The 12,008-nt window shown below is 68.3% G+C and carries 13 protein-coding genes; 3 read left to right on the top strand and 10 right to left on the bottom strand.

Annotation, left to right across the window (positions count from 1 at the left end; translation table 11 throughout):
- The first annotated feature begins 141 nt into the window (after positions 1-141).
- Positions 142-555: a hydrogenase gene (locus tag ACZ50Z_RS25020; protein ID WP_083019867.1), complete on the top strand. Its 414-nt coding sequence runs from the start codon at positions 142-144 to the stop codon at positions 553-555.
- 59 nt (positions 556-614) lie between these two features.
- Complete coding sequence (locus tag ACZ50Z_RS25015; protein ID WP_067176080.1) at positions 615-1,265, top strand: DUF1345 domain-containing protein; 651 nt, start codon at positions 615-617, stop codon at positions 1,263-1,265.
- A 102-nt stretch (positions 1,266-1,367) separates the two neighbouring features.
- Here ACZ50Z_RS25015 and ACZ50Z_RS25010 read toward each other — a convergent pair whose 3' ends face one another.
- Positions 1,368-2,315, bottom strand: coding sequence for an oxygenase MpaB family protein (locus tag ACZ50Z_RS25010; protein WP_464485935.1), 948 nt, complete (start codon positions 2,313-2,315; stop codon positions 1,368-1,370).
- Between the two features lie 118 nt (positions 2,316-2,433).
- Here ACZ50Z_RS25010 and ACZ50Z_RS25005 point away from each other — a divergent pair, with 118 nt between their 5' ends.
- On the top strand, positions 2,434-3,018 hold the full coding sequence (locus tag ACZ50Z_RS25005) for a TetR/AcrR family transcriptional regulator (protein ID WP_464485934.1): 585 nt from the start codon (positions 2,434-2,436) through the stop codon (positions 3,016-3,018).
- Positions 3,019-3,392: 374 nt separating this feature from the next.
- On the opposite strand, the gene groL is transcribed toward ACZ50Z_RS25005, so the two are convergent.
- From groL to ACZ50Z_RS24960, 9 genes are all read right to left on the bottom strand, one after another.
- Positions 3,393-5,012 (bottom strand): chaperonin GroEL, encoded by a 1,620-nt coding sequence (gene groL / locus ACZ50Z_RS25000; protein WP_464485933.1) that lies wholly within the window; start codon positions 5,010-5,012, stop codon positions 3,393-3,395.
- Between the two features lie 86 nt (positions 5,013-5,098).
- Entirely contained in the window at positions 5,099-5,401 is a 303-nt protein-coding gene (groES, locus tag ACZ50Z_RS24995) for a co-chaperone GroES (protein ID WP_007167930.1), read from the bottom strand.
- Between the two features lie 238 nt (positions 5,402-5,639).
- The gene (gene tsaD, locus ACZ50Z_RS24990) at positions 5,640-6,674 is read right to left on the bottom strand and encodes a tRNA (adenosine(37)-N6)-threonylcarbamoyltransferase complex transferase subunit TsaD (RefSeq protein WP_464485932.1); all 1,035 of its coding nucleotides are present in this window, start codon (positions 6,672-6,674) and stop codon (positions 5,640-5,642) included.
- Positions 6,671-7,135, bottom strand: coding sequence for a ribosomal protein S18-alanine N-acetyltransferase (gene rimI, locus ACZ50Z_RS24985; protein WP_464485931.1), 465 nt, complete (start codon positions 7,133-7,135; stop codon positions 6,671-6,673). The genes tsaD and rimI overlap by 4 nt, the downstream gene beginning before the upstream one ends.
- Positions 7,132-7,758, bottom strand: coding sequence for a tRNA (adenosine(37)-N6)-threonylcarbamoyltransferase complex dimerization subunit type 1 TsaB (gene tsaB / locus ACZ50Z_RS24980; protein WP_464485930.1), 627 nt, complete (start codon positions 7,756-7,758; stop codon positions 7,132-7,134). Before tsaB ends, rimI begins: the two co-directional genes overlap by 4 nt.
- Positions 7,755-8,246 carry a tRNA (adenosine(37)-N6)-threonylcarbamoyltransferase complex ATPase subunit type 1 TsaE gene (gene tsaE / locus ACZ50Z_RS24975; protein WP_464485929.1) on the bottom strand — a complete coding sequence of 164 codons (492 nt, stop codon included), beginning with the start codon at positions 8,244-8,246 and terminating at the stop codon, positions 7,755-7,757. The genes tsaB and tsaE overlap by 4 nt, the downstream gene beginning before the upstream one ends.
- Positions 8,239-9,288: an alpha/beta fold hydrolase gene (locus ACZ50Z_RS24970; protein WP_464486399.1), complete on the bottom strand. Its 1,050-nt coding sequence runs from the start codon at positions 9,286-9,288 to the stop codon at positions 8,239-8,241. The genes tsaE and ACZ50Z_RS24970 overlap by 8 nt, the downstream gene beginning before the upstream one ends.
- A 52-nt stretch (positions 9,289-9,340) precedes the next feature.
- Positions 9,341-10,507: an alanine racemase gene (alr, locus tag ACZ50Z_RS24965; RefSeq protein WP_464485928.1), complete on the bottom strand. Its 1,167-nt coding sequence runs from the start codon at positions 10,505-10,507 to the stop codon at positions 9,341-9,343.
- A 115-nt stretch (positions 10,508-10,622) separates the two neighbouring features.
- Complete coding sequence (locus ACZ50Z_RS24960) at positions 10,623-12,005, bottom strand: glutamate decarboxylase (protein ID WP_464485927.1); 1,383 nt, start codon at positions 12,003-12,005, stop codon at positions 10,623-10,625.
- Between the last annotated feature and the right edge of the window lie 3 nt (positions 12,006-12,008).

The raw sequence follows: 12,008 nt of genomic DNA, 5'->3' as shown, positions 1-12,008 counted from the left end.
ATCATACAAGACTGTATCGTTCGATACTATTCCCGCGGCGACCGCCCTAGCGTTTGAGCCCGCGTGCACCCAGCAGCCGCTGACGCCCCAGACAGAAGAAAAAGCACCGCGCGCCCTGCACCGGGGAATTACTGTTCTGAGATGCAGACCGCGCTGTTCACCCTGGGCCTGGTCCTGTTCCTGCTCGGCCTGCTCACCGGGCTGGCCGTGCCCGCGCTGAAGAACGCGCGAATGGGGTTGTCGAGCCACCTCGAGGGGGTGCTCAACGGCATGTTCCTGGTGTTGCTCGGTTTGCTGTGGCCGCACCTGCACCTGTCCCACGCGTGGGGAATCGCGGCGGTCGCACTCGTCACGTATGCCGGCTACGCCAACTGGTTGACCGTGCTGCTCGCGGCGGCGTGGGGCGCCGGGCGCCGCTTCGCGCCCATCGCGGCGGGCGACCACCAGGCCTCGGCGGCGAAGGAAGGCTTTGTCAGCTTCGGGTTGGCGTCGCTGTCGGTGGCGATCGTGGTGGGCGTGGTCATCGTCATCGTCGGGGTCCTCGTCGGGCAATGACCGTGGCGCTACCGATTTCGTGCTACCCGATGGCATGTGCGGGTGCTTAGGTCGGGTTTGTGAGTTCCCTCGGTATTTTCTTTCGCGACACGGTCGCGGCTCGGATAGCGGTGGCGGCCGTACTCGGGATTGGCGTCGCTCTCGTAATCGGCAACACGGTCGGCTGGCGGTTCGCCCTGGCGGGCTGGGTCATCACCGCCGCTGTCTACGTGGTGTGGACGCGGCTCCTGCTCGGTGGAATGGACGCCGACCAAACCCGCGAGTATGCGACCAGGGAGGACCCCACCCGATGGGCCTCCGATGCGGTCATCGTGTCGGCGAGCGTCGCGAGCCTGGGCGGGGTCGGTTACGTGGTGGCCGCCGCGTCGCGGTCGGGCCCCGGCGCCCTCGAGGCCGCCGTCGTCGGCATCCTGACCGTCGCGGCATCCTGGTTCGCCGTGCACACGCTGTTCACCGTGCACTACGCGCGGCTCTATTACTCCGGTGAGCCGGGCGGAATCGACTTCCACGACCCGGAGCGACCGCGCTTTCGTGACTTCGCGTATGTGGCCTTCACCGTCGGCATGACCTATCAGGTGTCAGACACCGAGATCGGATTGACATCCATCAGGGCGACGGTGCTGCGCCACGCGCTGCTGTCCTACCTGCTCGGCGCGGTCGTCCTGGCGGTCACCATCAACCTGATCGCGGGATTGGGTTCCAAGTTCTAAAAAGTGTGCGGCGGCCTTTTTCGGGCGCCGACCGTGGGACCTATGCACGAAAAACGTTGGGATTTCGTCCATTACTTCCACGCTCGACGTTGCGCGACAGACTTATCCGGAACCCTGCGGAAGGTGATAGGCGAACGACTTCTCTTGGCGCTGCTTCATCTTCTCCAGGCACTGGTGGTGCTTGCGGGCGTGATACGCGAGCGGGAAGTAGGTCAGCCGGTCGGGCAGCACCCGATAGGCGGTGCGGATCGCGGTGTACACGCGGGTGAGTTGGCGTTCCTCCTTGGCGCTCCACGTCACGCCGAGCTTCTCGCGAAGGCGCGGATCGAGCAGACCCACGACCGACAGGTAGTTGAGCCGAAGCGCGGGCAGCACAGCAGCCCGCACCAACGGCGTCAGCGCTTTCGGCAGCGCCGGCGGCACGTCGACCTTGCCCGTCTTCATGTCCTCCATCAGCTGCAACGCCTGGGGCGTGCCCTGCAGCGTGTCGATCATCGATTCGAAGTAGTCGGCCATCTCCTGCTGCGACTCGGGATAACCGCGCATGGGCACGTGGAGCAACCGGGCCAGCCGGCGGTTGTCGCGCAGCAGCTCCTCTTTCTCGGCCGCGGTGAATTCTCGGCCGATCAACAACCGCCCGGCCTGTGCGTTGACGATGTAGCCGGTGGCGATCACCCACTGATAGGCCTGCGGGTTCAACGCGCTGATCTGCCTACCGGTCTCGGCGCTTTTCATGGTGATCGGCTGGTGCAGGGCGCGCACCCGGTCGCCTTCGGCCTTGGCCTCGGTGCCGCCGTAGGTCCAGCGCAGCACCGAGTCGACGGAACGAATCGCCCGGCCGCCCGGGTCGCCGTGGAAGGCCGCGGAGTATTTGCCGGTGACCTCGGCGATCACCGGGTGCATGGCCTGCATCATGAACGCCGCGCCCTCGAGGATGAGGAAGGTCCATCGCCCGGTGTGCTCGGCCGTCAGCGATTCCGGCGGAACGAGTTCGATCTCCTCGACTTCCTCGGCGGACGCGCGGACATCGAGTTCCGGGGTTGAGGTCATGGCGCCGACGCTAATGTGACCGTAAGGTCGCGTTCAAGTCGCGTTAGGAGTTCGTGTGGCCACTGCAAAGACCAGCTCAAAACACCGAAAAGCGCCGCAACAAGCGCGCTCCCGCGAGATGGTCGCAAAAATTGTGTCGTCGACGACGTCGCTGCTGCACCGGCACGCGCCCGAGCACATCACCACCAACCTGATCGCCGAGGAGGCCGGCGTCAGCAAGGGCTCGATCTATCAATACTTCGCCGACAAGGAACAGATCATCAACGCGGCGATCGAGCGGCTCGCCGCCGAACAGGCGCCCGCGATCGAGGGCATGCTCAGGGGCATCACGCTCGATCGGCCGGAGTCGGCGATGGAGTCATCGATCGACATCCTGATCGACTACACCATCGCCAACCGTCGGCTGATCCGCTACCTCGCCGAACGGCCCGACCACGTCCGCACCTTCGACAAAGTCTCCGGACTGAATGCCACCCTGCTGGCGATGACCACGCTCCACATGAACCACTACCGCAGCCAATACCGCGACGAGCTGAGCCCCAGCGCGCTGGCGTGGTTGTTCTTCAACATGGCCGTGGCGACGACGATGCGCTACATCGAGTCGGACGACCCGATCCGGCTGGACGAATTGCGGGCCGGCCTGAAATTCGCGTCCGCCGGATTACTGGCCGCAGGTCGCGCCGACGGCATCGCCGCCGAGTGACCACGCTGCTCAATCCGTAACGGGTATGTCCGCTATCCACTCACTAGCCGGTACATCTGACGGAGGTATGAAGACGAACTGCGGTATGTCCTGCCCGATGCACAACGGCCAGTCGACCACGCTGTCATCGTCTTGATGTTCGGGTCCGTGCACAGTGCAGCATCATCCCATGGCACCCAGACACCACAACAGGTTCATTAGCTGAGACGTCGCTCCGGCGTGGTGTATGTGCTGCCAGATACGTTGTTCGGTGCAAGTAGTGGCTTAGCTTACTGCCTCAAGAATCGTCGTCATCGCGCGCAGGCGTCCGACAACGAGAAACACCCCCGGTCCCAAGACCGAGGGTGCATCTCTGAGTCAGCCGAGACCCCTAGCTAGTGATGGTGATGCCCATGGCCGTGGCCGTGGTCGTCCTCTTCGGCCGGCTTGTCCACAATGGCCGTCTCGGTGGTCAGCACCATCCGGGCCACCGACCCCGCGTTGAGCACCGCCGAGCGGGTGACCTTGACCGGGTCGATGACGCCGTCGGCGATCAAGTCACCGTAGGTGAGCTTGTCCGCGTTCAGCCCGTGCCCGTTGGGCAGTTCGGTCACCTTGTGCACCGCGACCGCGCCGTCGAGCCCGGCGTTGGTGGCGATCCAGTACAGCGGGGCCGCCAGCGCCTCGGAGAAGACGTCCACGCCGAGTGCCTGATCGCCGGTCAGCGAGCCGCGCAGCGTTTCCAGCGCGTTGCGGGTCTGCAGCAGAGCCGAGCCGCCGCCCGCCACGATGCCCTCCTCGACGGCGGCCTTGGCGGCCGCGACGGCGTCCTCGACGCTTTCCTTGCGTTCCTTGAGCGCGGTCTCGGTGGCCGCCCCGACCTGGATCACCGCGACGCCGCCGGCCAGCTTGGCCAGCCGCTCCTGCAGCTTCTCGCGGTCCCAGTCGGAGTCGCTGGACTCGATCTCGGTGCGCAGCTGCTTGATGCGGTTGGCCACCGCGTCCTTGGCGCCGCCGCCGTCGACGATGACGGTGTCGTCCTTGCTGACCACCACGCGCCGCGCCGAGCCCAGCACGTCCGTGCCGACCTCGCGCAGCAGCAGGCCCGCGTCGGGGTTGATCACCTGGCCGCCCGTCACGATCGCCAGATCCTCGAGGAACGCCTTGCGACGGTCGCCGAAGAACGGCGCCTTGACCGCGACGGCCTTGAGCGTCTTGCGGATGGAGTTGACGACGAGGGTCGCCAGCGGCTCGCCCTCGATGTCCTCGGCGATGATCAGCAGCGGCTTGCCCGATTCGGCGACCTTCTCCAGCATGGGCAGCAGGTCGGGCAGCGAGCTGATCTTGTCCTGGTGCAACAGGATCACCGGGTCGTCCAGCACGGCCTGCTGGGCATCGAAGTCGGTCACGAAATACGCCGACAGGAAGCCCTTGTCGAAGCCGACGCCCTCGGTGAACTCGAGCTCGGTGCTCAGCGTGGAGGACTCCTCGACGCTGACCACGCCGTCGGTGCCGACCTTGGTCATCGCCTCGCCCACCAGCTCGCCGAGCAGCGCATCGCGCGACGACACGGTCGCCACCTGGGCGATGGCGTCCTTGCCGGAGACGGGGGTGGCCGACGCCAGCAGCGCCTCGGACACCGCGTCGGCGGCCTTCGAAATTCCCGCACCCAGTTCGATGGGGTTGGCGCCGGCCGCCACGAGGCGCAAACCGCCCTTGACCAACGCCTGGGCCAGCACGGTGGCCGTGGTGGTGCCGTCGCCGGCGACGTCGTTGGTCTTGGTCGCCACGGACTTCACCAGCTGGGCGCCCAGGTTCTCGAACGGGTCTTCCAGGTCGATCTCCCGCGCGACGGTGACACCGTCGTTGGTGACCGCCGGCCCGCCGAATGCCTTGGCCAGCACCACATGCCGGCCGCGGGGGCCCAACGTCACCCGGACCGCGTCGGCCAGCGTGTTCACGCCCGCCTCGATGGCGCGACGCGCCGTTTCGTCGTACTCAATAATCTTGCTCATCAGGCTCCTTTAAACCGGGCTATAACGCATGCCGCCCCGGAAATCACCCGCGCGGACGCGGGGATCGCCGGGGCGGGACACGGTTCTTACTTGGAGACGACAGCCAGCACGTCGCGTGCCGACAGGATCAGGTACTCCTCGCCGTTGTACTTGATCTCGGTGCCGCCGTACTTGCTGTAGATGACGGTGTCGCCTTCCGAGACGTCCAGCGGGATGCGCTTCTCGCCGTCTTCGTCCCACCGGCCGGGGCCGACTGCGACGACGGTGCCTTCCTGCGGCTTCTCCTTGGCCGTGTCGGGAATGACCAGACCGGACGCGGTCGTGGTCTCGGCCTCGTTGGCCTGCACGAGAATCTTGTCCTCGAGTGGCTTGATGTTCACCTTCGCCACGATTGGAGCCCTCCAGTGTTTGGGTCGGGTCCGGGACGAGCCCGGACCGGAGTTGGTGGCCGGTCCGGGCGGGCCCGGAACCTGCCGAATTATCAGGTGTTCGGCATTCGTCCATGCCCGAGCGCCGTCGTCGCGGGTGCCGACACAGGGCGTGGCCGATTGCCACCTAGCACTCTATACACGGGAGTGCTAGCACTCAAGGGGACCCTGCTGCTTCCCGCATGTTCGCCATGAGCGATCAGCTGACCTGCGCCTTCACCACCGGCAGGCCCGGGTCGCTGGGCGCGTCCAGCGGGGATTGTGGCGCCCCGGCCGCCACCAGGTGCGCGGCGAACGAGGCGATCATCGCCCCGTTGTCGGTGCACAGCCGCGGCCTGGGGATGCGCAACGTCAGCCCGGCCGCCGCGCAGCGCTGCTCCGCCAGCTCCCGCAGCCGCGAATTCGCGGCCACTCCCCCCGCGATGAGCAGGGTCGAGACGCCGAGGTCCGTCGCGGCGCGCACGGCCTTGCGGGTCAGCACGTCGGCCACCGCCTCCTGGAACCCGGCCGCGACATCGGCGTTCACCGCATCGGGGTGGCTTTCCAAGTGCCGGGCCACGGCCGTCTTGAGGCCCGAGAAGCTGAACGCGTAGGGGTCGTCGCGTGGCCCGGTCATGCCGCGCGGGAAGGCGATCGCGTCGCGGTCACCGGTGCGGGCCAACTCGTCGAGCACCTTGCCGCCGGGGTAGCCGAGCCCCAGCAGCCGCGCCACCTTGTCGTAGGCTTCGCCGGCCGCGTCGTCGACGGTGCTGCCCAGCTCGGCGATCGGCTCGCCGAGCGAACGCACATGCAACAGGTGGGTATGGCCGCCCGAGACCAGCAGCGCCACGCACTCGGGCAGTGGCCCGTGCTCGTAGACGTCGGCGGCCAGGTGCCCGCCCAGATGGTTCACCGCATAGAACGGGACGCCCCACGCGGCCGAATACGCCTTGGCCGCAGCAACTCCCACCAACAGGGCACCGGCCAGCCCGGGCCCGATGGTGGCCGCGACGACGTCGGGCCTGTCCAGGCCGGCGGTCGACAGCGCGCGGCGCATGGCGGGCCCCAGCGCCTCGAGATGTGCGCGAGAAGCGATCTCGGGGACCACGCCGCCGAACCGCACGTGTTCGTCGACGCTGGACGCCACCTCGTCGGCCAACAGGGTGACGGTGGCATCAACGCCGGTGCCCTCCAGCCGCGCGATGCCGATTCCCGTTTCGTCGCAGGAGGTTTCGATCGCGAGAATGGTGGTCATGTGATTGCCTCCCGCCGCATGGTGTACGCGTCGGCGCCGCTGACGCGGTAATAGCGCCGGCGCAGGCCGATCTGCTCGAACCCGACACTGCGGTACAGGCCGATGGCCGCCTCGTTGTCGGTGCGCACTTCCAGGTACACGACACCGCCGTCGGCGAATGTCAGCAGCTCCTCGAGCAACCGGCGGCCGATGCCCTGCCCCTGATAGGCGGGGTCCACGCCGATGGTGTGGACTTCGTGTTCGTAGGGTGGTGTGCGGCCCAACCGCGAGATGCCCGCGTAGCCGACGAGTGTTTCGCCGACGCGTGCGCCCACGTAATGATTGTGGGCGCTGGTTAATTCGCGGTTGAACGCCGCCGCCGGCCACGGGTCGTCGCCGTCGAAAAGCTGCGCCTCCAGCTCGGCGCAGCGCTGCGCGTCGGCCCGCGTCAGCGCGCCGACGGTCACCGGCTCGGCGATCATTGGCGCGCCGCCAGAGGTTTGGCGTCGGGCCGACGCAGGTACAGGGCCACCAGCGGCGCCGGGTCGGCGGACCAATCCGGTACCGCGGCAACGAGTCCGGCCGGTGTCGGGTACACGGGCTCGCACACCGGCAGGCCGAGCCCCGCAGCGTGTTCGGGTGAGCCGGCCACCTGCTGCGCGCCGCCGTGGTCGACGTCGGCGGGCGCGCTGACGGCCGGGCCGTGGACGCGCGCGCCGTCGCGGTAGCGGGCCCAGTAGACCTCGCGCCGGCGGGCGTCGGTGACCACCAGCGCGTCCCCGGTGGTGTGCACGCCGATGGCGTCCAGGCTGCACACGCCGTGCACCGGGATGCCCAGCGCATGTCCGTAGGCGGCGGCGGTGGCCATCCCGGCCCGCAGACCGGTGAACGGCCCCGGGCCGCAGCCCACCACGACGGCGTCGAGGTCGGCCATGGTCAGTCCCGCATCCCTAAGGGCGGCAACCACATTCGGCGTGAGCCGCTCGGCGTGGGCGCGGGCGTCGACGGTGACCCGCTGCGCCAGCACGGCCAGGTCCTCACGCCGCACGACGCCGGCCGTCACCGCCGGGGTGGAGGTGTCGAGGGTCAGCACGAGGGTGCTCATGAATCGGCCCCGCTGCCGGCCCAGCGCCAGGTCGCTATCCGCACGTCGGATCCGCTGAGGCGTTCCAGCCTGATGTCGAGGTGCCGCTCCGCGAGCCGCTCGACCAGGCCCTCGCCCCATTCCACCACGACCACAGCGTCGTCGAGATCGCTGTCCAAGTCCAGTGAATCGAGCTCACCGAGCAGGTCGGCGCCCTGGTTGTCGGCGTGGTCGAGCAACCGGTACATGTCGACGTGGATCATCGTCGGGGCGCCTTGGCGCCGGGGCGGATGCACGCGCGCCAACACGTAGGACGGCGAGGTGACCGGGCGGTCGACGTCCATGGCCGCGGCGATCCCCTTGGCCAGCACGGTTTTTCCCGCACCCAGCGGACCGGAGAGCACCACCACGTCGCCGGCCCGCAGCTGCTCGCCGAGCCGGGTCCCCAACGCGATCGTGTCCTCGACGCGCTCACACGTCGCGGTGCCGCCGCCATCAAGCTCAGCCACGGCGCCGCAGCCTTTCTCGTATCCGCCGCAGCCGCAGCGCCGCCTTGGTCGGGGTGGCGCGCCGGACCAGCCGCACCAATCCGCCGTTGATGGCCTCCGGTTTGTCCAGCAGCGCCAGGTGACTCGCCCCGACGACGATGACCAGCTCGGACTGCGGCAGACTGGCGGCCATCTTTCGCGAATACTCGTCCGGGGTGAGCAGGTCGTGGTCCCCGCAGGCGATCAGGGTCGGAATCCGCAGCAGTGTCCACAGCCCGGCGGTTTCGTCATGCCTTTCCAACGCGTCCAGAAATCCCACCATGGTGGGAATCGGCGTGCTGTTCATCATCCGTTGTGAGAAGGCGTCCAGGCTCCGGCTGACCTGCAGATCGCTGTAGGAGGCGGCCCGCAGCACCGGGCCGATCAGCGAGCGGGAGACGTTGCGGCCGCGGTGCATCAGGTTCGGCGCGGAGCGCGCCGCGACTCGAACCGCTTCCAGCGCAGGGTTTTTCAGGATCTCACCCAGCGGTGATCTCGCGACTCCTTCGGCCGCGGAGGAGATCAGCGCGGCGCCCACGATGCGGCGGCCGTACTGTTCGGGGAACTGACGGGCGTGCGACAGCACCGTCATGCCGCCCATCGAGTGGCCCACCAGCACGATCATTCCGCGTGGCACCACCGCGTTCAGCACGGTTTGCAGATCCCTGCCGAGTTGCGTCAGCGTGTAGGTCTCGGGCGCGGCCTCGCCGGATCGGCCGTGCCCACGCTGGTCGTAGAAGACCATTCGCACGTCCGGGCCCAGCTGGTCGGGCAGCCGGGTCCGCTGAAAGTGAAACGCTCCCATCTGCAGGCAGAATCCGTGCACGAACACCACGGTCAACGGCGCGTCGGCCGGGCCGGCTTCCCGGACCGCCAGCGGCAACCCGTCGGGCGTGGTCACCACCAGGCTGCGGTCATCCTCGAGTCTGTTGAAATCCTCGTGGGCGTAAGGGTCTTCGACCGTGGCGCGCTGGGTGATCGACCGGCGGGCCGAGGCTCCGATGATGGTGGCGATGGCCGTCAGCCCCGCACCTCCCGCAAGCCAGGCCCTGCCCTTGTAGCGCCTGCGGGTCCGCTCAGGGCTCAACGGTTCGCGCCCCGCGATAGGTCCTGGTGATCCGCCCGCGCGGGCTGGTGACCACTTCGTAGTGGATGGTGCCGAGCAGATCGGCCCAATCCTGGGCGGTGGGTTCGCCGTCGCCGCCGGGCCCGAACAGGATCGCGTCGTCGCCCTCGGCGACATCGGTGCGACCGGGCCCCAGGTCGACGACGAACTGGTCCATGCAGATCCGCCCGACTCCCGGTCGGCGCCTGCCGTTGATCAACACCTCCAAGCGGTTGCCCAGGGACCGGAAGACGCCGTCGGCGTAGCCGACCGGCAGCAGCGCGACGTTGGTGTCACGCTGCGCGGTCCAGGTGTGACCGTAGGACACGCTCTCCCCAGCGCGGATCGACTTCACCAGTGCCACACGGCATTTCACCGTCATGGCCGGGATCAGACCCATGTCGCCGAGCTCGGGCACCGGGCTCAGCCCGTATACCGCGATGCCGGGCCGCACCATGTCGAAGGCCAGGTCGGGACGTGACATCGTGGCCGACGAGTTCGACAGGTGCGCAACCTCGTAACGCACCCCCTGATCGCGCGCGTGGGCGAGCATGTCGGTAAACCGTTGAGCCTGAAGGTCATTGACGGGGTTGGCGGGTTGGTCGGCGTACACCATGTGGGACATCAGGCCGCGCAGCACGATCGTGTTCTCGGCGACGGCGCGGCGCAACGCGGTCAGCATCGACGGGTAGCGCTCCGACGGCACGCCATTGCGGTTCAGACCGGTGTCGACCTTGACGGTGACCGTCGCGGTCCGGCCGGTGCGGCGCACCGCGTCCAGCAGCTCGTCGAGCTGGCGCTCCGACGACACGGCGATCTGAATGTCGGCCAGCAGCGCCGGCCCGAAGTCGAAGCCCGGCGGGTGCAGCCAGGCCAGCACCGGCGCGCCGAGGCCGTCGGCGCGCAGCGCCAGTGCCTCGCCGACGGTGGCGACACCCAATTCGGCCGCCCCGGCGGCCAGCGCGGCGCGCGCCGTCTGGCCGGCTCCGTGCCCGTAGCCGTCGGCCTTGACCACGGCCATCACCTGCGCACCGCCGGCCTGCTCGCACAGCAGCCGCACGTTGTGCTCGATGGCGCCCAGGTCGACCAGGGCCTCGGCGAGGAGGCCCGGTGTCAGGGATACCGGCGTAGCAGACACGGCCGCCATTGTCCCAGAACCGCCCCAACGGCCGCCGACCGTGGACTTGTTGTGCGGATTCCGGCGTCGATTCGCGGCAACAACTCCACGCTCGGCGGGCGGCGCCGCAAAAACGCTAGTGCGCGAAGTGCTGGTCCGCGTAGTGACCGCCGGGCCGCAGCTTGTCCAGCGAGCTGAGCGCGGAGACGGCGTCGTCGTGCAGAGCCCGGGCCAGGTCGGCGGACAGGCCCTCGCGCACCACGATGCGCAGCACCGACACGTTGGTGGCGTTGTCGGGCATGGTGTAGGCCGGCACCTGCCAGCCGTAGGTCCGCAGCTCGTGGGACACGTCGAACTCGGTGTAGCCGCGATCCTTGGACAGCCGGAAGGCGACCACCGGGATCGCCGAGCCGTCGGAGACCAGCTCGCAGTGCTCGCTGACCCGCAGCTGTTCACCGAGCCAGCGCGCCGTCCCGGACAGCGCCTGCATGACCTTGGTGTAGCCCTCCCGGCCCAGGCGCAGGAAGTTGTAGTACTGGCCGACCACCTGGTTGCCGGGGCGGGAGAAGTTCAGCGTGAAGGTCGGCATGTCGCCACCGAGGTAGTTGACCCGGAACACCAGGTCGTCGGGCAGGTACTCCTTGCTGCGCCACACCACGAACCCGACGCCGGGATAGGTCAGCCCGTACTTGTGGCCGCTGACGTTGATCGACACCACCCGCGGCAGCCGGAAGTCCCACTTGAGCTCCGGGTGCAGGAAGGGCACCACGAACCCGCCGCTGGCGGCGTCGACGTGCACCGGGATGTCCACACCCCCGCCGGCCGCCAGCTTGTCCAGCGCGCCGCAGATGTCGGCGACCGGTTCCAGCTCACCGGTGTAGGTGGTGCCCAGGATCGCCACAACGCCGATGGTGTTCTCGTCGACGGCGTCGATGACCTGTTCGGGGGTGATGACGTAGCGTCCCTCCTCCATCGGCAGGTAGCGGGGTTCGACGTCGAAGTAGCGGCAGAACTTCTCCCAGACCACCTGGACGTTGGAGCCCATCACCAGGTTCGGGGTGCGGCCCTTCCAGTCTTTGCCGATTTTCTGGCGCCACCGCCACTTCATCGCCAGCCCGCCCAGCATCACCGCCTCGCTGGAGCCGATCGTGGAGACCCCGCACGCGCTGTAGGGGTCGGCGTCGTTGAGCCCGTCGGCGTGGAACAGGTCGGCCACCATGCACACGCAGCGCTGCTCGATGGCCGCGGTCGCCGGGTACTCGTCCTTGTCGATCATGTTCTTGTCGAACGTCTCGGCCATCAGCTTCCCGGCCTCGGGGTCCATCCAGGTGGTGACGAAGGTGGCCAGGTTCAGCCGCGAACTGCCGTCGAGCATCAGCTCGTCGTGGATGAAGCGGTAGGCGGCGTCGGGATCCATCGACTCGTCGGGCATCCGCAGCGCCGGGACCGGCGCGGTGAACAACCGGCCGGTGTAGGCGGGGGCGATGGCGTGCGCGGGCAGCGAAGGGTGTTGTGGCACCGG

The sequence above is a fragment of the Mycobacterium sp. NTMscope_MAC_269 genome, from assembly GCF_976985695.1.
The sequence above is the reverse complement of the archived record's forward strand: the minus strand, read 5'-3'. Positions and strand labels throughout refer to the sequence as shown.

What these genes read in the sequence shown, in the direction of transcription:
- tsaD (WP_464485932.1), bottom strand. Translation starts at nt 6,674, where the DNA reads ATGACCACCATTCTCGCGATCGAAACCTCCTGCGACGAAACGGGAATC.
- groL (WP_464485933.1), bottom strand. Translation starts at nt 5,012, where the DNA reads ATGAGCAAGATTATTGAGTACGACGAAACGGCGCGTCGCGCCATCGAG.
- tsaB (WP_464485930.1), bottom strand. Translation starts at nt 7,758, where the DNA reads ATGAGCACCCTCGTGCTGACCCTCGACACCTCCACCCCGGCGGTGACG.
- ACZ50Z_RS25010 (WP_464485935.1), bottom strand. Translation starts at nt 2,315, where the DNA reads ATGACCTCAACCCCGGAACTCGATGTCCGCGCGTCCGCCGAGGAAGTC.
- rimI (WP_464485931.1), bottom strand. Translation starts at nt 7,135, where the DNA reads ATGATCGCCGAGCCGGTGACCGTCGGCGCGCTGACGCGGGCCGACGCG.
- ACZ50Z_RS25005 (WP_464485934.1), top strand. Translation starts at nt 2,434, where the DNA reads ATGGTCGCAAAAATTGTGTCGTCGACGACGTCGCTGCTGCACCGGCAC.
- ACZ50Z_RS25020 (WP_083019867.1), top strand. Translation starts at nt 142, where the DNA reads ATGCAGACCGCGCTGTTCACCCTGGGCCTGGTCCTGTTCCTGCTCGGC.